General features: G+C 52.0%; 21 protein-coding genes and 1 tRNA gene. 10 read left to right on the plus strand and 12 right to left on the minus strand.

All coding sequences use genetic code 11. The features are described 5' to 3' along the window. The first annotated feature begins 20 nt into the window (after positions 1-20). The 5 genes from BM412_RS24565 (at position 21) to BM412_RS24580 (ending at position 2,710) form a co-directional block, all read left to right on the plus strand. Positions 21-1,175: an MFS transporter gene (locus tag BM412_RS24565; protein ID WP_371264857.1), complete on the plus strand. Its 1,155-nt coding sequence runs from the start codon at positions 21-23 to the stop codon at positions 1,173-1,175. A 23-nt stretch (positions 1,176-1,198) separates the two neighbouring features. Next, a complete protein-coding gene (locus BM412_RS24570) occupies positions 1,199-1,804 on the plus strand; it encodes a TVP38/TMEM64 family protein (protein ID WP_091224166.1) in 606 nt (201 codons plus the stop codon). 21 nt (positions 1,805-1,825) lie between these two features. Beyond that, on the plus strand, positions 1,826-2,137 hold the full coding sequence (locus BM412_RS24575; protein ID WP_091224168.1) for a hypothetical protein: 312 nt from the start codon (positions 1,826-1,828) through the stop codon (positions 2,135-2,137). Positions 2,138-2,248: 111 nt separating this feature from the next. Further along, positions 2,249-2,392 (plus strand): hypothetical protein, encoded by a 144-nt coding sequence (locus BM412_RS32245; protein ID WP_177246070.1) that lies wholly within the window; start codon positions 2,249-2,251, stop codon positions 2,390-2,392. Positions 2,393-2,416: 24 nt separating this feature from the next. Continuing rightward, a complete protein-coding gene (locus tag BM412_RS24580; protein ID WP_091224170.1) occupies positions 2,417-2,710 on the plus strand; it encodes a transposase in 294 nt (97 codons plus the stop codon). A gap of 62 nt (positions 2,711-2,772) precedes the next feature. Here BM412_RS24580 and BM412_RS24585 read toward each other — a convergent pair whose 3' ends face one another. Continuing rightward, complete coding sequence (locus tag BM412_RS24585) at positions 2,773-3,792, minus strand: FUSC family protein (RefSeq protein ID WP_091224172.1); 1,020 nt, start codon at positions 3,790-3,792, stop codon at positions 2,773-2,775. Further along, positions 3,789-4,928 carry a DNA alkylation repair protein gene (locus BM412_RS24590; RefSeq protein WP_091224174.1) on the minus strand — a complete coding sequence of 380 codons (1,140 nt, stop codon included), beginning with the start codon at positions 4,926-4,928 and terminating at the stop codon, positions 3,789-3,791. Before BM412_RS24590 ends, BM412_RS24585 begins: the two co-directional genes overlap by 4 nt. 150 nt (positions 4,929-5,078) lie before the next feature. On the opposite strand from BM412_RS24590, the gene BM412_RS24595 reads away from it, so the two are divergent. After that, a complete protein-coding gene (locus BM412_RS24595) occupies positions 5,079-6,089 on the plus strand; it encodes a diacylglycerol/lipid kinase family protein (protein ID WP_091224176.1) in 1,011 nt (336 codons plus the stop codon). Positions 6,090-6,135: 46 nt separating this feature from the next. Here BM412_RS24595 and BM412_RS24600 read toward each other — a convergent pair whose 3' ends face one another. After that, positions 6,136-7,941 carry an ATP-binding protein gene (locus BM412_RS24600; RefSeq protein ID WP_091224178.1) on the minus strand — a complete coding sequence of 602 codons (1,806 nt, stop codon included), beginning with the start codon at positions 7,939-7,941 and terminating at the stop codon, positions 6,136-6,138. 177 nt (positions 7,942-8,118) lie between these two features. On the opposite strand from BM412_RS24600, the gene mscL reads away from it, so the two are divergent. Beyond that, complete coding sequence (gene mscL, locus BM412_RS24605; protein WP_091224180.1) at positions 8,119-8,577, plus strand: large conductance mechanosensitive channel protein MscL; 459 nt, start codon at positions 8,119-8,121, stop codon at positions 8,575-8,577. Between the two features lie 4 nt (positions 8,578-8,581). Continuing rightward, positions 8,582-9,235, plus strand: coding sequence for an NUDIX hydrolase (locus BM412_RS24610; RefSeq protein ID WP_091224182.1), 654 nt, complete (start codon positions 8,582-8,584; stop codon positions 9,233-9,235). A gap of 750 nt (positions 9,236-9,985) precedes the next feature. Here BM412_RS24610 and BM412_RS24615 read toward each other — a convergent pair. The 3 genes from BM412_RS24615 to BM412_RS24625 all read right to left on the minus strand — a co-directional run bounded on the left by BM412_RS24615 (position 9,986) and on the right by BM412_RS24625 (position 12,692). Beyond that, positions 9,986-10,399, minus strand: coding sequence for a hypothetical protein (locus BM412_RS24615; protein ID WP_091224184.1), 414 nt, complete (start codon positions 10,397-10,399; stop codon positions 9,986-9,988). 282 nt (positions 10,400-10,681) lie between these two features. Next, positions 10,682-10,756, minus strand: a tRNA-Thr gene (locus BM412_RS24620). Between the two features lie 418 nt (positions 10,757-11,174). Further along, a complete protein-coding gene (locus tag BM412_RS24625) occupies positions 11,175-12,692 on the minus strand; it encodes a sensor histidine kinase (protein ID WP_091224186.1) in 1,518 nt (505 codons plus the stop codon). Between the two features lie 245 nt (positions 12,693-12,937). On the opposite strand from BM412_RS24625, the gene BM412_RS24630 reads away from it, so the two are divergent. Beyond that, on the plus strand, positions 12,938-13,156 hold the full coding sequence (locus BM412_RS24630; protein ID WP_091224188.1) for a hypothetical protein: 219 nt from the start codon (positions 12,938-12,940) through the stop codon (positions 13,154-13,156). A 110-nt stretch (positions 13,157-13,266) separates the two neighbouring features. Here the strand turns inward: BM412_RS24630 and BM412_RS24635 are convergent, their stop codons facing one another. The 4 genes from BM412_RS24635 to BM412_RS24650 all read right to left on the minus strand — a co-directional run bounded on the left by BM412_RS24635 (position 13,267) and on the right by BM412_RS24650 (position 19,968). Next, positions 13,267-14,625 (minus strand): putative bifunctional diguanylate cyclase/phosphodiesterase, encoded by a 1,359-nt coding sequence (locus BM412_RS24635; protein ID WP_143111694.1) that lies wholly within the window; start codon positions 14,623-14,625, stop codon positions 13,267-13,269. A 288-nt stretch (positions 14,626-14,913) separates the two neighbouring features. Then, a complete protein-coding gene (locus tag BM412_RS24640) occupies positions 14,914-15,639 on the minus strand; it encodes a response regulator transcription factor (RefSeq protein WP_091224192.1) in 726 nt (241 codons plus the stop codon). A 97-nt stretch (positions 15,640-15,736) separates the two neighbouring features. After that, complete coding sequence (locus BM412_RS24645) at positions 15,737-19,627, minus strand: response regulator (protein WP_091224194.1); 3,891 nt, start codon at positions 19,625-19,627, stop codon at positions 15,737-15,739. Positions 19,628-19,728: 101 nt separating this feature from the next. After that, entirely contained in the window at positions 19,729-19,968 is a 240-nt protein-coding gene (locus BM412_RS24650) for a hypothetical protein (RefSeq protein WP_091224196.1), read from the minus strand. Positions 19,969-20,290: 322 nt separating this feature from the next. On the opposite strand from BM412_RS24650, the gene BM412_RS24655 reads away from it, so the two are divergent. Continuing rightward, on the plus strand, positions 20,291-21,163 hold the full coding sequence (locus BM412_RS24655; protein WP_143111695.1) for a helix-turn-helix domain-containing protein: 873 nt from the start codon (positions 20,291-20,293) through the stop codon (positions 21,161-21,163). Positions 21,164-21,549: 386 nt separating this feature from the next. On the opposite strand, the gene BM412_RS24660 is transcribed toward BM412_RS24655, so the two are convergent. Both BM412_RS24660 and BM412_RS24665 read right to left on the minus strand, forming a co-directional pair. Next, positions 21,550-22,998, minus strand: coding sequence for an HD-GYP domain-containing protein (locus BM412_RS24660; protein WP_091224200.1), 1,449 nt, complete (start codon positions 22,996-22,998; stop codon positions 21,550-21,552). 46 nt (positions 22,999-23,044) lie between these two features. Continuing rightward, complete coding sequence (locus tag BM412_RS24665) at positions 23,045-23,935, minus strand: multicopper oxidase family protein (protein WP_091224202.1); 891 nt, start codon at positions 23,933-23,935, stop codon at positions 23,045-23,047. Positions 23,936-24,106 lie beyond the last annotated feature (171 nt).

Genomic DNA, 24,106 nt, shown 5'->3' on the forward strand with positions numbered 1-24,106 from the left:
GTCTATTCGGCCGCGAAATCGTGTTGTTCTCGGTCATTTTATTTCTGGTTGAATTTGTCCGCGGCGCCGCATTGATCAGCTTCCTTCCGATCTTCGGAGAGAAGACGCTGGGTCTATCCCTCGACATCATTGGCATCGCAATTACCGCCCACTACTTAACCGACACCGCGCTCAAGATGGCCATCGGTTACTTGCTTGATCGTTTCTCCATCCGGTTTGTCGTGCATACCGGCCTATTTGCTTCACTCGTCGGCATATTCCTCCTTCAATTCGCTGAGCAGCCTTGGCTGTTCATTACCGCTGCCGCTTTATATGGCGTTGGCATATCGCCGATATGGATCGTCTGCCTAACGAAGGTTTCCGAAGATCGCCGGGCCATGCAGATGGGTTTTCTCTACACGATCTGGTTCGTCGGCATCGGTGCCGGACCGATTGTGACGAATATTTTGCTTGATCACAGCACCGCTTGGACCTATTATTTGCTGCTTGGCATGGCCCTTCTCTGCTGGCTGCTTTCCCTGTTCATCAGTAACCAAAAATCGGATGGCGCAACTTCTTCGCTACCATTGCGCGAACAGCTCGTAATACTAAAGGAACGTCTGCGGCATATGCGTCTGCTGCTGCCCGGAATGGTGCTTCAAACGATGGGTGCGGGCATGCTTGTTCCGATTCTGCCGAGCTTCGCCGAGAACAAGCTTGGGATGAACGGCGCGCAATACTCGCTGCTCTTACTCGCAGGCGGCGCCTGCACCGTAGTCGGTCTTATCCCTCTGGGACGCTTATCGGACATCCTTGGCGGGAAGAAGTGGTTCCTCGTCTTCGGTTTCGTTATGATCGGCGTTGCCCTTTACCTCCTGTCGCTTGCTCCGCCTATGTGGCAATGCATCGTGCTTACGGCCGTCCTCGGCTTATCTTACGCCACGCTGCTCCCTGCTTGGAATGCGCTGCTGGCCAATTATGTGCCTCCTAAGCAGCAGGGACTCGGTTGGGGCATTTTCTCGACCGTGGAGGGCATTGGCGGGATGATCGGTCCTGTTGTCGGCGGCACGCTGGCTACATGGCAGGGGCAATCTGCCGTGCTTTGGTACAGCGGAATTATGTACGCATTGATCGGTTTTTTCTACATTTGGTTCCCATTCCGTGCGTTTAAAGACAGCAGCCACGGCAAAACGTGATGATAGCAAGGAGAGAACACGGAATGAATGTCTTGCAAGAATTGATTGACTCCTTTAAGAAAATGGACCTTGAACACCTGCAGCGAACGCTGGAAAGCTACAAAGCTTACGGACCGCTGCCCGGTATTCTGCTGCCGCTGGCAGAATCGTTCCTGCCGATTCTGCCGCTGCTTGTATTCGTTGCGGCCAATGCTAATATCTATGGGCTGTGGCTCGGCTCATTCTACTCCTGGCTTGGCGTATCCGTCGGATCGATTCTTGTGTTCTGGCTCGCGCGCAAGCTGGGCGGCCATTTCAGCGGATGGCTTCGCCGCCGCTTCCCGAGAGCCTCGAAGCTGCTCACTTTTATTGAGCGCCGCGGCTTTACGCCGATCTTTCTGTTTGCCTGCTTTCCTTTCTCGCCTTCAGCCATCATAAATATCGTATCCGGTCTTAGCGGGATTTCCTTCGGTTCCTTTGCGCTTGCTATTCTTCTGGGTAAAGCGGTCATGATTTTCAGCGTATCGCTGCTCAGCTTTAATATTGGCGATCTGCTCGAAGAACCGTGGCGCATCGTGATTACGCTCGTGCTGCTCGTCGTCATGTGGTTTGGCGGCAAGAAGCTGGAGTCGCGCTATCATCTGAAATAACCCGGGGGAGGGTCCGCGTATATGATGAATGTAGTAGCAACCGGCATCGTCTTGCTTATTGCCGGCGGACTTGTCGCAGCCATGGTTTTTATGATTCGCTTATCGACAGATGATTCAGGCAAACATCCCGAAATCAAACAATTCGTGGAAGCGCTGTTCGGCGGCACCGCTTCCCCCGTTCAAGCTGATCCCGCCAACAGCGGACAACAAGAGAGCGCGGCAGCTCGCGCTGCTTCGTCGGACGAGCCCTTCAGCGAGCCTTGCCCGGCTTGCGGCGATCCCGTCACTCATCTGCATCAGGAGTGCCCTTCTTGCGGGCTGCGACTGATCTAATCGCTTTTCGCAAACGGTCTCCAATGGTTCCATTCGCACATAGTTTCGTTCCCCCTGTGGCAAACTGTTAATGGATTCTCACGACTAACAGCAATCAGGAGGCGATCACGATTGTCAGGTGAACAACCGTCCCACTTGCAGAATAAAGCGAGTAAGGCACAGTCTAAGGCGGATCGAACAGGAGCAGGCAAAGCGCAAGCAAGCAGGGCGCAATCCGAAGCTGACAGTGCCGCTGTAACGAAGCACGGGCTGTAGTCTTTTCATCAGGAGGAGAACGTTATGAGCGAAGAAAAAGGCCATTTTCAGATGGATCCCATGTCCGGTGAACCGGTTGAAGTAGACGGTGTATATAAGAATGAGTGGGGCCGCGAGGAGAAGCTCGCGCGCGGTGAAGTGTTCCCGGCAGATCCGATGCTAGGCACAACCGAGTGGGAGCTCACTCAGCTCGATATGGAAAACCATTCAAACGGAGAGACCGATCCTCGGCTCTATCCGAAGAAGGATGCCACTGCCCACGATGCTCATCTTCAGCATCCTAAGCGTCATCCGGCCAAACCGAATAAATTGGAGTAAACCTTAAAACGCCCCTGTATCCGGCGCCAAGCACCGGTACAAGGGCGTTTTCTCGTTATGAACTAGTCTGCTCGCTGCTGTACCTGGTCCGACACACGTTCCAAACGGCGCAAGTGGTACGCGTACTCCAGCATGGCAGATGCGACGAAGACAAGCCGTTTATGCTCGTCCGGGTCGTCGCGCATATAATCGGTCAGCTGATTAATGAGCCTCGCTTCACGTTCTTCCTCGGGTTCGATCGCAGCACTCGGCTTCATTTTTCCCTCAATCTTCAGCAGGATCTGCTCATGGTACTTCGTAAGTTCTTCGATCTGACGATCGAATCGCTGCGCCCAAGCTTCTGCCCCCGCGGCCGAAAAATAATGCTCCTCCACAACCTCAAGCAAATCGACGCCTTGATGAAGCGCTTTGATGAGATGCTTTGAAAGAATCAATTGCCGTGCACGCGCCTGCCTGCGCTGCGGCAACAGCGAGCGCTCTTCCTCAAACAACAGATAAGCCTCGTCGAGCTTGCGCAGCGTTCCTTGCAGCTTCTCTTTCTCCTTGCGGTGCACATCCTCGCGCATCTCATTGGAAATCGCCATGCGCAGCAGCAACGATAATTGCGTGTACGCTTCCTGCACTTGAACGGTGAACAGCTTGCGCGGACGCGGCGGAATGACGAGAATGTTAACCGCGAAGGCGGCCCCCATTCCCGTCAGTACCATGAGGAAACGTTCCACCGCAAACAGCCAGCCTTTTTGATTGGCTTCCATCACGGCTACTACAGTCACGAGCGTCAGCCCGATCGTATTCTCCATCCGGAGCCGAATACTGATCAGGATGACGATAATGCAGACCAAACCAACCGCAATCGGGGTTTGTCCGAATAATCGAACGGCTGCAAGGGCCACGATGGCTCCAAGCACATTCGTTTGCAGCTGATCCACAATCTGCTGCCAAGAGCGTGAGATGGAAGGCTGGATCGTAAATATGGAAGCTACGGCCGCGATGATCGGGGAAGGAAACTCCAGCAGATTGCTCAGATATACCGCCAGCGCTACCGCGAGGCCTGTTTTCAACACGCGTGCGCCAATGGTCATTCTGCTTCGCTCCCATTCTCGTTATGATCATCGGCCGAAGCGTAGACCATTACTGCTGATTCAGCTACGGGAGCCCCGTTCACCACCAGCTCAAGCCGGTGCAGTCCCGGATAATGCTTACGGGTCGTTAAGTCCGTGAAGTCCAGCTTCTTCCCGCCGGCCAATCTTGTTCCCGGCGCTGCGCGCTTGTCGCTTAGCAGGAACCGCTTCTGCGACACCTTGCCCCCTGCCTTCACATAGTGGACGCCAAGCTCAATGCGAAGCTTAATCGGTTCGCTTGTTGAATCGCTCAGCCGCAGAGCGTACCAGACCTCGACGATTCCGCCGATCTTGACGCTCTCTTGCATGACCTCGATTTCAGCGGCATCCACGCAGCTTTGCGCTGCCCCTTCCTCATAGCCGAACAGCGCCATAATCTCAGGATCGGCTGCTTTAATCAAGGTCCTGCATCCGTGCCGTACGATCCAGTCTGTGAGCGTATGTTGGCCCTTCCAGCGCGCAGCAATTGCTTTTACGACGTCAGGATGATCTTTGGCGATATCGTTCAGGTTGTTCGCGACGCTCTTGCGCACATAAAGCGATGGATCGCACTTGAGCAGCTCCAGCAGCGGAATGATTGGGGATGGATCACGTTTGAACATGGTGAGCGCCTGGGCCCACGGCAATCGCGGTCGGCAGCCTTCGCTGGCCAGTCGGCGCAAATGCTCATTATCATTTCGAGCCCATTCCATCATTCGCCCCATCGTCCGCTCCGGCTCTTGCAGCAGAAACGGCCTGATCGCAAACTCTGCCGTCGATTGAATCGTGAACTTCTCCAGCGCATGCATGGAACGCTCCCAATCGGAGAGTCCATAGCGTTCTACGAAATCGGGAAAGAATAAATAAGGAAATCCGGCGCACCGCTCATGAATCGCAAGCAGCACATCCAGAGCCTCCGGATAAGATGCGGGCAATACCGCCCCTAATGATTCCGTAATTCGGCGGATTCGACCCTTGAGCTCGAGCTCCTCCCAGCCTTCGCCGGTGACAAGCAGCGCGAAGCGTTCACGTTCGAAGGCCGGCCATTCGGATGCGGTTAGCTCCGCAAATCGCCGCAGAAACGGCATGTCATACATCAATTTCAAAGGTTCTGCCATCTCTCTGTTCTCGCCTCCTTTCGCTATTATACTTGAGTCCTCCGAATTTTTTGCAACACTCAAGTATTATAGCCGATTCTTCAACAAAAAGAAGTTTTCAACCTGCTTCTCCCCCTTTATAATGAGCACATCAGAGGAGGCGTCAAACATATGTGGATTTTTGCCGTAAATGACAAGTCCGGCGGGGGCCGAGGCAAGAAAGTATGGAAGCTCGCAGAAGCTGAGCTGCAGCGCCGCAAGCTCCCGTACCGAGCGATCTTGGCTCAATCGCCTGAGGAAGCATGCGCAGAAATTCGCAAGCAGCTCGCGTTATACTCAGGGGGCAGCACGGACGGTGCAGCTGATATGCCTGCCGGCGGCGGATCGCCCGGCAACCTTGCAGCGCGTTCGGCAGTTCGCGCTGTCGTTGTTATCGGCGGAGACGGTACGATCCACAGCATATTGCCTGCCTTATATGAGAGCGGCGTGCCGCTTGGCATCATCCCTTCCGGATCAGGCAACGACACTGCGCGCGCCTTTCATATTCCTGCGGAGCCGATCGAGGCACTCAATCGCATCCTCAGTTGCGAAAGCGCTTTACCCATAGATCTCATCCGGCTGCGCAGCGCTTCAGCAGACGGACAGCCGACGATGCGTCCCGTACTTACCGCACTCGCCGTCGGCTTCGACGCCGCAATTGCCGCAGCCGTCAATCGCTCCGCCTATAAGAAAATTTGCAACCTGTTCGGGGCTGGCTCCTTTGCCTATGTCATCGGCCTCTTCCAGATGCTGATGTCCTATCGCCCCCGTCCGATTACGGTGACGGTAGACGGGACCTCACACGACTTCGAGCGCGGCTGGATGGCGGCCGTATGCAGCGTTCCGGCTTATGGCGGCGGCTTGCGGATCTGCCCCGATGCTTCGCCAACCGACGGCTTGCTGGACGTGTGCGTGATCCACACCTGCACTCCGCTGCAAATGCTGCGCGTGTTCCCTACGCTGCTTAGCGGCGCGCATGTTCACCTTCCCTATGTAAAGATGCTCCGCGGCAAGGTCGTTTCTGTCGAGGCTCAGCAGAGGTCGGGTGCAGAGCCGATAGGAATCTACGGTGACGGCGAGCCAGCCGGCGCCACTCCCTTATACGCAGAAGCAGCCGGCAACCGCATTAGCTTGCTGCGGTAACCGGCTGCCTCTATGCAGCTTAAGACGAAAGCGCATCATGATACGCTCATGATGCGCTTTCGTCTTCTTGGCGCAGCCGATGAATCGGCGTCACCTTATTCCAAACCTCAACATCCGTAACCTCTGCCGGAATCTGAAAGGGCAAGATGATATCAAATGTCGTTCCATCCCCTACAAGGCTTTTCACTTCGATGCTGCCTTGGTGATTGTCTACGATTTTGTAAGTCACCATCAGCCCCAGGCCCGTGCCCTTCTCCTTCGTCGTATAGAACGGCTGACCGATCTTCGCAAGCTGGTTCTGCGGAATACCGGGTCCCCGATCCGCGATGCGCGCGATAATGCGATTGCCTTCACGCAAGCAAGTAACGGTAATTTTCCCGCCGTCCATCATGACCTCAATCGCGTTCTTGAGCACATTGATAAACACTTGCTTGAGCTGATTCTCGACGCCCCGCACCCACAGCGCTTCCTCGCCCAAATTCGATTCTATCTCAATATTGTGCAGAATCGCCTGTGCTTCCAGCAGCGTAATCGTATCCGCCATAATGGACCGGATGTCCTTGTAAGCCAGCTCGTAAATTTGCGGCTTGGAGAGCATCAGCAGCTCGCTCACGATCGATTCGATCCGATTCAATTCCGACTTCATAATGTCGTAATAGTTCTTGCTGTTATTGCGCCCGGATGCGATAAGCTGCAGGAAACCCTTCAAGGAAGTGAGCGGGTTGCGGATTTCATGCGCGATCCCTGCCGCCAGCTGGCCGGCCACGTAGAGCTTCTCGGAATTAATGAGCAGCTCCTCGTTCTTCTTGCGCTCCGAGATGTCTCGGATAATGATTTGAAACACCTGCTTGCCCGACAGCTTCGTGCTGGTCTCAATGACCTCCGTATGCAGCGGCTTCCCTTGCACCGTGAACCAATCCAGCTCGATCGGGCTCTGCCGAACCCGCTGTTTCGTCACTTGAAGCATTCTTTTGAGAACCGTATGAAATTTGGGCTGCAGAAACTGGTAGACCGGCTTGCCGAGCATATCAGCCTCGCTGTCCGCCGCAAACATTTGGAGTCCGGACCGGTTAATATATTCCCATTTCTCATCATGAATGATCGCGATCATATCGATGGAGGTTTCCACCAGCAGCTTATAGCGCTCATTCATAGAGGTATAACGACGATCTACATAACGGGCTACCAGGCTGAATACGAAGATGACCAACGTAGCCAGACCAAGCACAATGGAGAGCAGCTGCATGTAATCGTTCAGTCGATCTGCGGTAAGCACGACCGAATAGATTACGGTGACCGTTTCCAGCCCTAACAGCTGCATAATAATGCCCGTGAAACCGAGCAGTAAGCCTGCGAGCAGCATGGAACCGTTCTTCCGCTCGAAGATATAGAAAGAGCACGCTGTCCCTAGGAAGCTAAACAGAAACGAAAAAGATGCTAATTGGTAATGGATGCTGTAGCCTTCCACCTGCACGCTTAGCAGCGTGGAATAAATCAAAGAGCTCGTTCCGAGTGCCATCAGTAAACTGCAGCCCAGCAAACGAATCGTATGCGGTAACCCTGAGCCCAGCAGCCGGAAGGAACCGTAAGCGCTCGCCATTATGGTGAACAGTTTAACAATGATGGTCCAGTCTATAAGAATCATGGTGTCTGATGTCAGTAAAATGATGAAATGGCTTACCCACAAACCGAGTCCATAAACAAGCGCACCGCTAAGCAGCCAATATTGCCGCATGACACGGAGTATTTGGAGGTGACCGATCATGCTGTACATCGTGATGGAGGCAAATAAATTGATGGTGAGTGCCAGCATCAACGGCATCCACTTATCGCCAATCATTAGTTCACTCATTATGATTCTCCGATAACGATAGATTTTTGTGGAAGTCTGCTTGCTGTGGAATTCGACATTTTCCCAAATTATCCTTTTTTCTTCGCCAGGAAAGTGCAGGAATACCCTTCCTATGACATCCGGACTGTTCCTGAGGTGGGAGGTGCGCTATAATATTGCAAGTAAAGGAGTGAACTTATGGTTAAAATTTTAAAAGAGTTTCGCGAATTTGCCGTCCGCGGCAACGTGCTGGATTTGGCAGTCGGCGTAATCATCGGCGGCGCCTTCGGCAAAATTGTAACCTCCATGGTCAACGACATCATTATGCCGCCGATCAGCAAGCTGCTTGGCAACGTCAACCTGACTGATAAATTTATCCCTCTGTCCGATGATGATTCCGTGAAAATCGCTTACGGTAATTTTCTTAACGTCATTCTTGATTTTACGATTGTCGCCTTCTGTATCTTCCTGATTGTTAAGGGGGCCAATACCCTTCGCCGCCTCAATGCCAAAGAGACGGAAGAGAAGCCGGCCGAGCCAACGGATAAGACATGCCCTTACTGCTTGTCCAAGATCCCTATCAAAGCTACTCGCTGCGGCCATTGTACCTCTCATCTGAATGATGAGCCGGCCGAGCTTCAAGAAGGCTTGTCCTAGTCCGATGGCAGCGCTTGGGCACGCTTCCGAAGAGGAGCACTTCGACATTTACGACGAAGCCGGCGCATGGCTCGGAACGGCTCCTCGCAGTGAAGTACATGCGCGAGGACTATGGCATCGTTCCATTCACTGCTGGCTGGCGCGGCGCGACGGCGATCGCAAGCTGGTGCTGTTTCAACAGCGAAGCTCGGACAAGGATACGTACCCGGGCTTCTACGACATTACGGCGGCCGGTCATCTGACGGCCGGCGAGTCGATGCGCGATGCTGCGCGCGAAATTGAAGAGGAGCTCGGCGCTTCCGTTCCGTTCGAAGCGCTTATTCCGCTTGGCGAAGCGCGCAAAGAAGCTGCGGGCTTCGCCAAGGGTACAGCGTTTGTTGACCGCGAGGTCAGCGAGGTGTACGGTTTCGTTTATGACGCGCCGCTCGGGTCGCTGACCCTGCAAGCCGAAGAAGTGGCCGGGGTGTACGAAGCCGACCTCGAAGAGATGATTGCCCTGTTTGATGGAGAGCTGGATCTTGCAGCGGCGGCCGGTTTCCGGCTTGGCCCCGATCGTCAGCAGCTCCCTTCGACGGTGCAAGTGAAGGCCTCTGACTTCGTAACGCGGCCTTCAAGCTATTATTCAGGCGTATTCCGTGCTTTGCTGCTCCATTTGTGAGCAGCAGGCCGGAACTCCGCCTTTTTGGGCCTCTACCGGTCTGACTCCCAGCTGAATTTAAACTGACTCGCCCCCGGTTTCCCGTGGATGCTGACTTCCGGGTCAAGCTTGCCCCTCTGCCGCCTCCTACGAAGCCGTTCTGCCCCGCCAACTGCTCCCACCTCTTATAAAACTGATCAAGCATGCCATGGATTTGATAGAAATACGTGCTCTGAGGCGCTAAATCGAAATCATTCAGAAAGTCTTCGCCAAAAATTCTAGACGCCTCTTGATGAATGCATCCATGTAAATTCGAGCCCTCGATAAACAGTCCGAGCTGATCGAGCGAGCTGAAAGACTGTAAGTTATTCAAAAGGCGCGCTTCGGCCGATTTGTTATAACAGCGGGTGTTGCGGATCGCCTCCGGCACGCTTTGCCACGGCGCGACCAGCTGCGGATCATACCCTTGTTGAGAGTACCACTGCAGCGCTTTATTGATAAAATAACGATGGAATTGCATGAACTTCGCGCCATAGCCCGCCGGCAGCTGCGACGGATCATCGTGATGATTGGCATGGTGCCATTGCACATGCTCCTGCAGAAGCGCTGACGGAAAATTCGGAATAAACGGCATACCTGTCCCCTCCTATGCCAAACGTCCATTTCCAGTTAGTCTATGCCTGTGTCATGGGAGAGGTTCATCATAAAATAAGGGCTGCCTCACCGAAGTGATGACAGCCCTTACAGAGGAAGACGGTTCGCCAATCAAATTTAGAAGTTGTTACAATTTCCCATCGATACGCAAATGTCGAATGTAATGCGGACGTCGCAGCAGTTACCAAACACACATGAAATGCGTACACAAGCCATCCGGCCTTGGTGGAAGAAACAGACAACATTACAGTTGGAGCCGATCAATTCTTCAACTACTTTACGGTTTCTGCAGCGGATCGCACGAACAAGCTTAGCAGCTACAACCGGCGAACGAAGCTGACAGAACAAATCGGAAAGATCTGCACCTGCCTCTTGGATACCTTCTACAGCGCCATCACGTTGGTTACAACAATGGCTGCCGCTTCTGCTTCCCATCACTTGCTCGTTGGAAACACGCGCGCTGCTGGATTTCCGAGATTTCGATTTTGCAGAAACCTTCTGAACACTCTTCACTTTCAATTTAATTGACACCTGATTTCCTCCTTTCAAACGAACTACAATACACTATGAAAGGAGAGGTGTTCTAGTATAAGACAAGACTCCCGTGGCTATCGCATAACCTGAAAGCCGCTGTTTCCGCGTAGTCGATCGCCTTCCCCTCCATCAGCCTACCTCTTATAGCCGATTTCGTGTCATGACGGTATAATAGCCGCTGTTTCATCTGCACTCGCGGGTCACGATTTCAGCCATATGGGAATCGCAAAAAGGCACGACCTCCGAAACTTCGGAAGCCGCGCCATTGATAGCCGGATATGGTGCTGGTGAAGGGAATTGAACCCCCGGCCTACGCATTACGAGTGCGTTGCTCTGCCCCTGAGCTACACCAGCATGTGACTGCAATTGCTCCATAGAACTGCTGCTTTTTTCAATATACTGCAACCATTTCTCACCGTCAATCCTCTTTCCGGCATTCATCCCGCACCGCTGCGAGCCCCCTATGGAGCAAGAATCCCCCGTGATCAAACACGGGGTTAACGTACAGCGGTGAGCCCTTTTTCAAGCGGAACTTTTGGATTTGAAAATCTGACCTTTTGCAGCCAGCGCTGTTATGCGCTAACGAATTGTAGGAGCCTTGTCTGCAAACAGCCCCTTCTCGATTCTAACGAATCGTGAGAGCCTTATTTCGGGGAAAACGGAGCGAATGTGGCATCTAAGCTGCACACAATATGCAACACTTCATTTTAGATGCATCATATGCCGCAGTCTACCGGCGCAAACTGCGCGCACAGCGGCACGGCCTCCGCTCCTACTCCTGCGTTACCATCGGCACGCCGCCATACGGCGTAACCGGAAGCCGCAGCGTGAACTTGCTGCCTTCGCCCTTACGGCTCTCGAGCGACAATGTTCCGCCAAGCAGCCGGGCCAATTGCAAGCTGATCGACAGGCCAAGCCCCGTCCCGCCATAGTTGCGGTTGATGGAGCCGTCTTCCTGCTGGAACGCCTCGAAGATCAGCTGCTGCTTCTCCGCTTCGATCCCGATGCCGGAATCGATAATGGAGAACAAAATGCGTTGCGGAGGCACCACTCGCACCGCCGGGCGGCCCCACGACACCGGATTCCAATTCCGGAGCGTTCGTTTCTTCAGCGCAGACGGCTCGATCGGCACGCCTCCCTCTACTTTGACAACGAGCTTAACAGAGCCCGATTCCGTAAATTTGAAGGCATTCACCAACAGGTTCCGCAAGATCTGATTGACCCGCAGCGCATCGGATTGCATAGCCTCCGGCACAGCCGGAGAAATTTCGGTTTCGAAGAGAAGCTTCTTCTGTCCCGCAACCGGGAGAAACTGCTGATGCAGCGTTTGGACAAGCTCTTCGATCGATAACGGCTCGAAGTTAATATCCATCTTCCCGGCTTCCACCTTGGAGAGATCAAGAATGTCATTGATCAGCTGCAGCAGATCGTTCCCTGCCCCATTGATCAGCTCCGCGTACCGAACATCCTCGGCACTATACCGATCCGTATCCTCTTCCTGCATTAACTGTGACAGCAAAATAATACTGTTTAGCGGCGTCTTCAGCTCATGCGACATGTTCGCCAGAAATTCGGATTTGTATTTACTCGCCAGCATCAGCTCGCGCGCCTTTTCTTCGACCTCGCGCTTAGCCTCCCGCAGCTCGCGCGTCTGTCTGCGCAGCAGCATATTCATGGTTCGCAGCTCGTCGACCCGCTGCTGCTCCTTCTGGAAATCGCGAATGATAAAAATCAGCAGCGCACATAACAAGAGTCGCAGCGGCAGCGCGTAGATGCCGAACTCCAGCCAGTACGTACGCACACTCATGAGATCCAGATGAAGCAGCGTCACGGTCACAATTAAGGCATACACTACATTTACTACAAGTAAGGTGGCCGTACTTTTCCAAACGAATCGCCACGGCTTCCATTTCAGCCAGTTGCTTAACCAAGCACTTACGAGTCCGACGATTGCCATGTTCAGGAACCCTGCTATAGCCGCTTCATCAAAGTCGAGAAATAACCGCCCGAAGCCGATGCCGACGCCGATCAGCGCGATGACGAGCGGGGACGGGAATACGAGCACTGCAATGATAAGCGGCGCTATGCGCAGATCGAGTAAGTGCAAATCGCCCATCCGCGGTCCGAATGCCATCGCACACCAACCGCCGATTATGAACATCGCAATCGTTAGACCATATTTGACACGGTTCGACGCGTATTGAAAAAGGTATCTATACCCCAAATCAAACAAATACGCGAGCGCGATGAGCAAACTGATATTGGCGAACAATGCTTTTGCATTAGTCAAAACGTGATCCCCCTGCCTTCCGATTGTTGGTTATTACCCTATATTTGGTGGAATGACACATGGGTGGATTAATATTGTACCTCTTCGCAAATAATACCATTACCCCCTGCTCAGCATGCCGAAATTTGTTGTAATTTGTTAGAAAAGGTTGAGTAAATCAAACAAAAGTCTCATTTCGATTTTATAAGCGACTAAAAGATTTTGTTTACAATGAGGTTATTAAAGTAAACGGAGGCGCATTCCCAATGACAAAGGTCATTACCTTCAAAAATCGTTCCGTTCCAGTCCACTACCCATCCGAGCAACTTTCCTATATGGAGCTCCTGCATAATAAATTGTTGGAAATGGAATACAACTTTGATTTCCGTAAGAAGTGGAAACGAATCAAGTCGGTTGAAATGATTCGTGACGTCGCTATTTTACAATACAGCGACGGTACAAAGCTATATCTGGAAGTGTGCTAACGGACTCCCCCTCCGGCTTGCATACATCATAGCGAAAAGGGCAGTCCATACACGATGGCGTATATTCGACAACTCGAATGTGCGCTCGTGCAGACTGCCCTTTTATTTTATTACACGGACTGCAGCTGAAGGAGATGCGTACCGATCGCTTCCTCCTGCATCGGCATGCCGAGCAGGTACCCTTGATAGAAGTCGCAGCCCCATTGCTTCAACAGCTCCAGCTGTCCCTCGTGCTCAACGCCTTCCGCTACAACCTCAAGACCCAGCTCATGCATAAGTGCGATCAACGCCTTTACGATAGCGCTGTCCGCATGCTGATCGCAAATATGCCTGATATACGAAGTTTCAAGCTTCAACGTGTGCAGCGGCAATTTCCTTAAATAAGTCAATGAAGCATATCCGATACCGAAGTCATCCAATGCAATGCGGATGCCTAAATCTCTTAGCTGGCCCAGAACCGCGCAAGCCTTCTCACCGCAATCGATCATGCTTCTCTCGGTAATTTCAATTTCCAAGCCTGCTGTCGACGTCGCTGTATCTTCAAGTATGCGCTGCAAAGACCCGACGAAATCCGGCGAAACAAGCTGGTTCGGCGATAGATTCACCGATATGATCATGTTCGTCAGTCCTCTGGCGCCGGTTCTGTTCAGCATCCCGCATGCCTCGCGGATGACCCATTCGCCGATGTCCACGATTTGGCCGTTCAGTTCGGCAAGCGGAACAAATTCCTCCGGCATGATTAAACCCAGCTGCGGATGCTGCCAGCGCAGAAGCGCTTCAAAGCCTCTCAATCGCCCATGCACCTCGTATAGAGGTTGATAATAGAGCGACAGCTCGTCGCTCTGCAGGACGGTACGCAGCGCGATTCTGATAGCTTCAGTGCGTAGGATCTGCGCAGCACCGTCCTCCGCATAAATGACAACCTGGTTACCGCCTGCAGCCTTCGCTTGCTGAAGCGCCGTTTCGGCATGACGAACAAGCCGCTCTGCCGTCTCGCCGTCTGCAGGGTAGCTGCTTACACCGATACTGCAGAATGGCTGCAGGTTCTGTCCGCGGACCTCCAGCCAATCTTCCGCCGTCTTCTTTAGCTCCTCGATGAGCTTGTCCGATTCAATTGGCGCATCGTCCATTTTCACGAGTCGGAATAAGAGGAATGTATTGCCGATTAGCCGAAACACCGAGCCCGACCAATGCGTAAGCTCGCACAGACGATTGGCCATTTGACGAAGCGCCTCGTCGCCGAAGGCCGTCCCTCTGGTTTCATTGATGAGATAAAAGCGATCCATATCTACTAGCGCCGTAAGCACGCCTCTATTGCAGCTTCTTGCCAAGGAAACTGCTCTTGCCAACATCGCAAATGCAGCCTTCCGTCCCGGCAAGCCTGTTAGCGAATCATATACCTGATCAGCAGGCACATTCCCACGGCGCTGCGAAGCAGCCCGCTGAGAGAATGGATCCCTGACTTCCATCTCCAATCACCCGTCCTTCCGACCTAATTCCAACATTGCTCTACTAGGTAAATTATCACATAAAAACAGTAGGAATAAAGTAGCTATGTAAGGTTACTGCATTAATTTTAGCTAAAAAAACGCATAAAAAAGCGCTCTGCCGCATGAGTTTCGTGCCCCGGCACAGAGCTTCTGTTATTTCTGTCATTATATGGTTTGTTTCATGAAAAAAGCAGCGCTTCAATGATGCGCTGCTTTTTGCATTGTTAATTCGAACCTGTTGCCAATAACCGCAACAGGTTCGAATTGTTAATGAACCGATTCCACCTCAGTCACATACTTATACCCGACTCCCCAGACGGTACGGATATAGTGCGGCTCCTTCGGGTTCTTCTCTAGTTTGCGTCGTAGATTCACGATATGTACATCGATTGCTCGGTCCGTAACAAAGGAGTCAAACCCTCGAATCGCATTAATTAGATCTTCTCGGCTGAATACTTTTCCGGGATGTGTAAGGAAGAGCTTCATCAGCTCAAACTCAGAGAAGGTCGTTTCGACAAGCGTACCGCGTACGAGCAGCAATCGCCGCTCCGAATCCAGCCTGATTGTCGTCTCTGCTTTCTCATTGTCGTTCTCGGATTGAAGTGCCCCTTCCGCAACCGCCGATTGCATCAGCTTCGCTCGGCGAATGAGCGCTTCAACGCGAGCGCTCAGTTCGTGCATGGAGAAGGGCTTGCATAAGTAATCGTCTGCGCCTGCACGCAGTGCTTGGACGCGTTCAGACACTTCAGATTTCATAGAAACAATCATAATGGGAACCGAGGAGTGTTGGCGTATTTGGAGGCACAGCTCTGTACCATCCCAGTCAGGCAGCATGAGATCGAGTAGAACGACGTCCGGCTCGAACTGTTCCAGCAGCTTTAATCCGAGCCCGCCGGTAGCAGCTTGTTTAATTTCGTAGCCCTCTTCAGACATGTACATGGACAGCATATCGCTCATCATCACATCATCTTCGATAACCAGTATTTTGTACATGTTTCTCACCTCATGAAGGGATTCATGAATCGACTAATCTTCTTACTACTAATATACAATAGGAAGATCAACCCAACAATAGATTGTTAGAATTTTGTTAGGTTATATTGTCGAATTCTGTCAACTCTGACAAATGAGAAACAAGCTCTCTCAGAACCTCATTCACTTCTGCGGCGGCTTTGTACACCGTCTCGATTTCCAGTAATTCTTCCGGCACTTTGAGCAGCTGCTCGAGCTCCTGCGCGGCTTTGGCCAGCTTGACTGCCGACAAATTACCCGCAACTCCTTTGAGCGTATGCGCCATCCGGCGGGCCAACGTGAAATCCCCGTTCGTCAGCGCTTCATGCAGCCGCTCGTCGAAACTTACGTAATCCTTCACAAACAGCTTTAACATATGGTTCAAAATATCTCGCTTCCCATTCACCCGCTGCAGCGCTTCTTCCAGCTGCAGGCCCGGTATCCCCTTGTGCAGCCATTCGTCATCAAGCGATTGCACGGGCACGTAAACAGCACCAACGGCATCACGGTCTCTGGACTTCGACTTGGTCGGCTCGACACGCAGTTCCCCTCCGTATCGAATCCACTTCGATATGATCTGCAGCAGTGCATCCGGAGGAATCGGCTTCGTCAGCACATCATTCATGCCCAGCTGCATATACCGGTCATGGTCTTCCTGCATAATATTCGCCGTAAGCGCCACTATCGGCAGCCGATCGTACTTCGAGTCCAGACGAATAATCCGCGCCGCCTCATCGCCGTCCATTTCCGGCATATGGATGTCCATAAGTATGAGATCATAGCGTCTGGAGGTTAGCTTGCGCAGCACTTCGGTACCTGTCTCCGCCACATCCACGGTAAATCCCCATTCGCGCAGCTGTTCCACTGCAACGAGCTGATTGATATCATTATCCTCGGCAAGCAGAATTGCCCCGCTTGGCCGCTTCGGCTTCTCGACAACGGCAGCAGCCACCTCGGCATTAGCCGCCGTCACAACCCGCTCTGTATGCTCAAACAACGTCAATAGCGATTGATAGAGACTTACCCGAGTGGCCGGCTTCACAAGAATGGTATCCGGACGTTTCTCTTCCGGCAGCTTCAGAAGCTCTTCGCGGCCGTATGCCGTCGTGAGCGCAATCGTTTTAACCCCGGCATCCCTTGCCGTTTCATGCATGTTGTGCCATGTTTCTTCCCCGTACATATCGGGCATTTCAAAATCAAGCAGCAACGCAAAAGGCCGAACACCGATACCTGAACGAAGCAGCCTCTCCTGAGCCGTTTTCCATGAAGTGAGTGTAATTGGCGTCACCCCGCAGTCTTCGAGTCCAACGCATATTCGCTGACTCAGCAGCTCATAGTCCTCGACAACCCAGACGGAATACTCCCCGCCTTGTCCCAACATGAATCGGCCTTGTTGGCGCTCCTCCGCTACAGGAAGCTCAATCGTAAAGGTAAACTGACTGCCTTTGCCGATCTCACTCTTCACTTGAATCGTGCCGCCCATCAGTTCCACCAAACGCTTCACAATGACAAGGCCAAGGCCCGTTCCGCCGTATTTGCGATTCGTGGCGGCATCGGCTTGGACAAACGGTTTAAACAGCTTGGAAAGCTGCTCCTCCGTCATGCCGATTCCCGTATCCTCCACGAGGAAAGCAAGGCGCACATTCTTCTCTAAACGCCCGCGCGGATGCAATTGCACCTGCAGCTTGACATGCCCATGCTCCGTGAATTTGATCGCATTCACGCATAAGTTCAGCAGCACCTGCTCGATTCGCAGCCAGTCTCCGATCAATTGCTCCGGCAAGTCACTCGGCGTATCGATAATGAATTGAAATCGTTCCTTGCCGCCTACGAACATGCTCAGCAGCTCCGTCAGCTTATGGATCATGCTGTACGGGTCAAAGGGCATTTCGTTCAGCTCGATCTTGCCGGCCTCGACTTTCGCAAAGTCCAAAATATCATTAATAATCGAAAGCAGCGCTTCGGAGGAATCCCGCGTCTTATGCAGGTAATCAAGCTGCAAGGACGTCAGCTCCGTCTTCTGCAGCAGTCCGGTTAAACCGATGATGCCTGCCAGCGGAGTTCGGATCTCGTGGCTGATTTGCGCTAAGAAATGGCTCTTGGCCAAGTTGGCGCTCTCCGCCTCGCGCCTTGCGTGCTCAAGCTCGAACTGTACCCGTTTATGCTCCGAGATATCGCGTGCAATACAGGAATAGAAAGTTTCACCCGTCTCATCGTCACGGTGAACGACAAGGATCTTGGAAACCGGAATAAACTCCCCTTGAACCGTCCTCAGCAGCACCTCGTCCTCTTGGTAGCCGTATGCTTGGGCATCCTCGATGCCCTGCAGCAGCTCGCCAATGGTGCGCATCGGCATTTCATCATTGTCATTATAGGATTTATGGATGCCAAGGAGCGTGCGCCCCGCTGCATTAATATAGAGCAGGCGGCCTTGATCATCGAACATCGCGATCAGGTCCTTCGCAGCCCCCATCACCTTGAACTGTCTGTTTCGTGCCTTCTCGGCTTGCTTCTGCATCGTAATATCGCGGGCAATCGCAGCCACTCCGATAAACCGGCCCTCTCGGTCCCTCATCCCATTCGAGCTGTGGGCAACCGGGAAGCTGGTTCCGTCTTTACGCAGATAATTCCACTCCCGTTCATAGGAGAAGCGCTCCGATCGAAGCATTTCGAAAACCGTAATATCAGCCGGGACCGGGTAACCGTGACGACCGGACAGCCGCTCAGCCTCCCGCTGAATATCCGCCGGATCAATAAACAGCAATCCCGTCGCTTTATTAATAACCTCTTCCGCCTTGTACCCCAGCATCAGCTCAGCCGCCTTACTGAAGTAGGTAACGCGATATTGATCGTCAAGCACAATGAAAGCGAATTGGTTCTGGTTAATCATCGCATCCATGCGGCCGAACATCCCGCTCAGCTGCACCTTCATTTCGTTGACCGAATGCGACAGCTGCGAGATCTCATCCCCGCTGTCATCCAGTACGTTATTCACGTCGAATCGACCGGCAGCGGCCGCTTCCGTCACGTTGATTACGCGTTTAATCCGTCTGATAATATGATCGGAGAACAAGAAGAAGAGAATGGTAAGCATGGCCTCCGCAATGACAATAGAGAGAACCGAACGCCACTTAATGGCTTCCAGCGGCTGCCTGATTTCGGATAGGGATACGTTTAATCCAATATGCCAAGACGTTCCTTTTACAGCGGAGAAAAATAAAATGGAGGAGCCGGATTGCCCATCCAGCTCAAAATAACCCTTATCATTAACGAGCATATCCAGCGCAGCCGGCTGGAATGGCAGCTCTTCGGACAGTATCGATTTCGAAGACAAGTCAAGCAGCCCGCTCTCCTTAGGCGCTTCGATGATTTCCGCCTTATCGTTATACATGAATAATCTGTCGGTGGTCCCAACCCGAATATTTAAATGTTCACTGTACATACGTTCCGCGAGCAAGGAGGCGTAAATAATGCCAATAACCTCGTTGGTCGTCCCGTATACCGGAACTTGGATTACAATGATTTTGCTCTTCGTGCTGCCGTTTGTCATCGGATCCGTCACGACGACACGACCGCTCATGGCTATAGGAAAGGAGGGATCATTCGCTAATTCGATGATTCTTCCGTCGCTCAGCAGCGCTTTACCGCTTGGATCGGCGTAACCGATCGTCTCGAACGGCGAACCCGTTCTGCGCGTCTCATTCCAGAAGTAAGCTTCTCGTTCAAAATTCGCACCGAAGCGAACCTGGTCGGTTCGGCTCATCACTTCTACCTCTGCTCGGCGGGTATCGATCCAAGAAGACAAATTGGTTGCCGTATTTTGAACCTTCGTATTGGCCTTCTCGATAAGCGCTTCCATAATGGTATGCTGGGCCGCTGAGTAATTGCCGTAGCCGACAATTGTCAGAGCGCCAGAGGTCACAACGAGGATAAGGACAAGAACTTTGGTTCGCAATGAGAAACTTCCCATTCTAAAGCCCTCCAGTAAGGAACAAGGTAGTCATTTTCCCTATTATACCTTGAGTGGAAATAGCTTCATAGATCAGGATAGCGTTTCATGTGCGATAAAGCCTAGGAGTTTGTCTGCATTTGCAATACTTGCACACGATGAATGTAGTAATGTTTGGAGCAGTATCCTTTACTGACCGACGACTTCTGGCATTTCACCCACTTGCACAGGGTCGACTCTGCGGATTGACGGACCTTGGTCACGACCGGATCTCCGTGTCTGCGCCAGCGCTGATGATGCATGGAGCACATGTTCTTCGCCTTCACCGGTTTGTCACATTCATTAATGGTACAATTTTGCATTCCAATTCGCCCTCTCGATGTAAATACAATGATGCAAGTCTATGTATTATTATGAGTGAAAATGCTTCATTTGGAAAGTTCCCGAATTTGCATTTTTGTTGGTAAATGTAGCATTGCAAGAGCTGCATGGATGATATTGGGTAGACCGAATAATAAAAAAATTCATAAATAATCATAATTACTTATAAATAATCAGTTGATAATTCAGTTTTCCACTCTTATACTGTTCTATAAACGACGAATGGATTGCGTTTACATTCGATAGATTGTAGATGCACTCAACAGCCAAAGCCGATTGCGAGGGATAGCCAAAGTGACACTATTGACCGCTATATTTCATACCATACGAACGCCATTAGCTGTTGTTGTAGGACGGGGTGACGACATACGGTTTAACAGAGCAAACAAGGCCTTCTCCAATCTTGTAGGCTGCTCTGAAGCAGAACTGGCGGGCTTGCCGCCAAGCAGACTGTTTTCGGCTTGGAACAATAACAATCTGCTCACCTCCATTAGTTCTGAAACTGTACTGTTGGATCGGCTTAAACCCGATGAGCCGCAGCGTCTGCTCCTCACCTGGGAAGCCGTTAAGGATACGGAAGAACCGGCTTACCTGCTCACAGCCGAAGATATTACGGCCAAGACCTGGATCGACACGATGAGCAGCTCGAAGAAAGTCATGTTCTCCGGCATATTAAACGATCGTTATGTCATCGAGCGTTATTATCAGCATGATTCCGCGCCTCTGTATGGCCGCCTCTTCCGCATTGAACAAGAATCTCTGCATGAATTCTTCAATAACCATGATCGCGAACGACTTTTCTACGCACTGGAGCAAGCAGCTCTCCACAATCGGATGGACCGCATTGTCGTACAAACCAAGCTGGCCGCCAACACCGCCCAGCTGGAGCTGCATATCACTTTCCGCCCCTTCTATAGCGGCGATGGTGTATTGAAGCACTTCGGTTTTATCGTGACGGATGTCCAGACGATTTCGGAGGCTATCGACCCTTCCGTGACGTTAAAAGTGCTGATGGCGCGCAGTTATATGTCGGCTCAGCAGCTATCCATTGAAACCGGGATATCGCTGCAAACGATTTCGAAGCTTCGCAATGGCAAGATCGGCAAGCCGCAGCGGCAAACCGCGATGCTCATCGCATCCAAGCTAAACGTGACGCCGCAAGATATTTGGCCTTAATACTCAAAAGCGGAGATCCATGGGATCTCCGCTTTTCTGTGTTTTGAGCTTCCGTCGCGGCACATTAATTCCCCGATGATCGTAGGCGGAGTCGCTTCCCAACTCTAACGGTTGTGACAGTGGCTATTTGGCTTATATAGACCCATTTCATTTTCTAAGGGTTGCCAACGAGCTTATTGAGCATTTCCCACTGGGAATCGACCAATCTGCTGCAAATAACCTCTGTCACAACCGTTAGCTTTTAAAAAAGGCATATTTCCACGAAATAGCCACGCTGGCAACCGTTACAGTTTCGTTCATCGAGCATAGACAACAAAGCAGCAGCCGAGACTATCACGGGCAGCATGAAAAAGGAGATCCCGCCTAAGGATCTCCTCTTATTCGCATTATTGCGCCGCTTTATGTACGAGCTTCAAGCTGCGGCTGTTTGCCGCGATCTCTTCGAAAAATTTCGCATCCGCAGCAGCCAGACGCCGCCATGCTTTGACGCAGGCCGGATCGAAATGAGCTCCGCTGCCTTGGATGATAATGTTCATCGCTTCCTCATGCGTCATTGCCTGGCGGTAAGAGCGTGAAGAGGTCAGCGCATCATAGACGTCCGCGATCGCCGTAATACGCGCCAGCAGCGGGATGTTCTCGCCGCTCAGCCGATCCGGATACCCGGTTCCATCCCATTTCTCATGGTGAGACCGGATGACCGACAGCTCGTCTTTCAGAAACCCGAGCCGCTTGCACATATCATAACCGGAAACCGGATGCCGTTCGATAACAAGCCGTTCCTCCGGCGTAAGCTTCCCTGCTTTGTTCAAGATGGCATCCGGCACTCTCAATTTCCCAACGTCATGCACCACGCCGCCTTGCGCAATAGCACGCAGCTGATGCTTATTGAGATCCATCTCCTCGCCAAGCCGGAGCGCATACAACGCTACGCGATTATTATGACCGGCTGTATAGGCATCGCGCGCCTCCGTTGCCATAATAAGCGCTTGAACGCTTGGCGTCTTGCATGCTTCCAGCCAAGCACGCGGATCGGATTGAAACAGTACTTTCAACGAGTTACTGAAGGAGCCTTGCGAGAAATACTGCCGGAGCAGCCCCACCAGCATGATAACCATAGAGAATAATAGCAATACATGATAGAGCCACCAGCTCAGTTTCCAAGACGTGCCCATAACAATGATATATTGTGCCGCGATAATGAGCCCGACGCTATAGACAATGGCGCGCTGCAGCGGAAATCCCGCATTTCTGTACGATTGCCAATAGCGATACATCGTCCACACGCAAGTTATACAAGTAATCGACGAGGCGATCCATTTGTATGGATCTATATTAAGCGGTATTTCATCTATGAGATGCGGCTGCTCCAAGGCCAGTAAGAAAATGAAGCCTAGCAGTATCAGCCACGCCGGAATGAGCCACATTCGTATTTTGGAGAGCTGTTTAATAATAAATCGATCCGTGGATACGGATGACAAGAACAGCCACACGGAGGTAACCAATACGCTAAGCTGTGCCAACACACTCGGCAGATGCCCGGCATGAATGATGAATCCCGGCGTAGTCAGCCCATGTAAGACGAATATGCCGGCCAGCGATACATACGCAAGTGACATGAACCCTACTTTAATATTCCGCAGACGGTGTCCGGCAATACCAACGGCAATCGCAGCCACGATAGCCAGCGCAGCCACAAGCGTTACAATTTGAAAATGTCCCTCAGGCGCCTCGACGGAAATATCCAGTGTTTTCGAAGAGCGCAGCCCTTCAAAAAATAAAATCGGCAGGAGGACGCCCAGAATCGGTCCGATCGCGGATTTTTCTTTCATCTGCATGGGTTTAAGCTCCTTCTCTTAGTTCTGCCTCTCAAGGTAACGCAACTCAGTCGCCGACTTGAATGGTCGTAAACATCCCACCGGCCGGCAGTGTAAAATTATTCGAGGTATGATGCGGGATATGGCAATGAAACGGCCAGCGGCCCGGATTCCATGCGTCGAACTGAATATCTCGCGTCTCGCCCGGCGCGACGAATACCGTGCTTTTGCGAAGTCGGTTCCACGGCGGTACTTCATTACCGTCATAAGCGGTCTCCAGCATCTGCACGCCATGAAGATGCATGGGATGCCCTTGCATCCCCAAATTAGCCAGTCGAATCCGAACGCAGTCCCTCAATCGCACATGAAGCGGAGAAGTATTCGGAAAGCAGCGTCCATTCATCGTAAAGAAATTAAATCCGTCCGACATAGGATCGACGGCATAGATACCCGGCTGAAGCTCGCCTTTGGGAAGGCCGTTCAAATGAAATTCCTGAAGCATATAGGCAAAGTCTCTGGTGACTTGCTTCTCCTGTCGATTTCGAATAATGAACAGCCCGCCAAGTCCCATCATTTCTTGCCGTATGGATTCATAATGGCTGTGATACATATGGGTGCCGGGCGGATTAATAATCCGAAACCGGTAATCAAATCCGTATCCCGGCTGTATGAGCGGCGAAGGCTCGAACGGCGGTACGCCATCCATCGCGTTCGGCACGTCAAGCCCATGCCAATGAACACTCGTCGGCTCCGGCAAGTTGTTGATGACCCGAATTTGCACGAAATCCCCCGGCTCCACGACGATGGTCGGCCCCGGAATAGACCCGTTATATCCATAACCTTGCATAAATACTCCTGGCAGAAGCTCCTGCTGAACCACACCTGCGAACAATTCAAAGCATTTTACCCCACCAATCACGCGATAGGGCAGCAGCGGCAAATCCGGCGATTCTACCATTCACATCTCCCCCTGTTCATAAACAACGAAGTTTATGCTGGGAAGTACTAGGATATGTCTTCTGCCTAATAGGTCTATTATCCTTCTTTCAGAATATCGGTTTTTCGACATTAAAACTGAAATTCCGCGGAAACAAAGAAAATAGGGCCCCCGCTTGCTCAAATAAGCAAA

Source organism: Paenibacillus sp. BC26 (assembly GCF_900116125.1).
Lineage (GTDB): Bacteria > Bacillota > Bacilli > Paenibacillales > Paenibacillaceae > Paenibacillus_Z > Paenibacillus_Z lignilyticus.

Bases quoted from the DNA above. Each gene is read 5' to 3' on its own strand.
- BM412_RS24570 (WP_091224166.1), top strand. From the start codon at position 1,199: ATGAATGTCTTGCAAGAATTGATTGACTCCTTTAAGAAAATGGACCTT.
- BM412_RS24575 (WP_091224168.1), top strand. From the start codon at position 1,826: ATGATGAATGTAGTAGCAACCGGCATCGTCTTGCTTATTGCCGGCGGA.
- BM412_RS24580 (WP_091224170.1), top strand. From the start codon at position 2,417: ATGAGCGAAGAAAAAGGCCATTTTCAGATGGATCCCATGTCCGGTGAA.
- BM412_RS24585 (WP_091224172.1), bottom strand. From the start codon at position 3,792: ATGACCATTGGCGCACGCGTGTTGAAAACAGGCCTCGCGGTAGCGCTG.
- BM412_RS24590 (WP_091224174.1), bottom strand. From the start codon at position 4,928: ATGGCAGAACCTTTGAAATTGATGTATGACATGCCGTTTCTGCGGCGA.
- BM412_RS24595 (WP_091224176.1), top strand. From the start codon at position 5,079: ATGTGGATTTTTGCCGTAAATGACAAGTCCGGCGGGGGCCGAGGCAAG.
- BM412_RS24600 (WP_091224178.1), bottom strand. From the start codon at position 7,941: ATGAGTGAACTAATGATTGGCGATAAGTGGATGCCGTTGATGCTGGCA.
- mscL (WP_091224180.1), top strand. From the start codon at position 8,119: ATGGTTAAAATTTTAAAAGAGTTTCGCGAATTTGCCGTCCGCGGCAAC.
- BM412_RS24610 (WP_091224182.1), top strand. From the start codon at position 8,582: ATGGCAGCGCTTGGGCACGCTTCCGAAGAGGAGCACTTCGACATTTAC.
- BM412_RS24630 (WP_091224188.1), top strand. From the start codon at position 12,938: ATGACAAAGGTCATTACCTTCAAAAATCGTTCCGTTCCAGTCCACTAC.
- BM412_RS24635 (WP_143111694.1), bottom strand. From the start codon at position 14,625: ATGGAAGTCAGGGATCCATTCTCTCAGCGGGCTGCTTCGCAGCGCCGT.
- BM412_RS24640 (WP_091224192.1), bottom strand. From the start codon at position 15,639: ATGTACAAAATACTGGTTATCGAAGATGATGTGATGATGAGCGATATG.
- BM412_RS24645 (WP_091224194.1), bottom strand. From the start codon at position 19,627: ATGGGAAGTTTCTCATTGCGAACCAAAGTTCTTGTCCTTATCCTCGTT.
- BM412_RS24650 (WP_091224196.1), bottom strand. From the start codon at position 19,968: ATGCAAAATTGTACCATTAATGAATGTGACAAACCGGTGAAGGCGAAG.
- BM412_RS24660 (WP_091224200.1), bottom strand. From the start codon at position 22,998: ATGCAGATGAAAGAAAAATCCGCGATCGGACCGATTCTGGGCGTCCTC.
- BM412_RS24665 (WP_091224202.1), bottom strand. From the start codon at position 23,935: ATGGTAGAATCGCCGGATTTGCCGCTGCTGCCCTATCGCGTGATTGGT.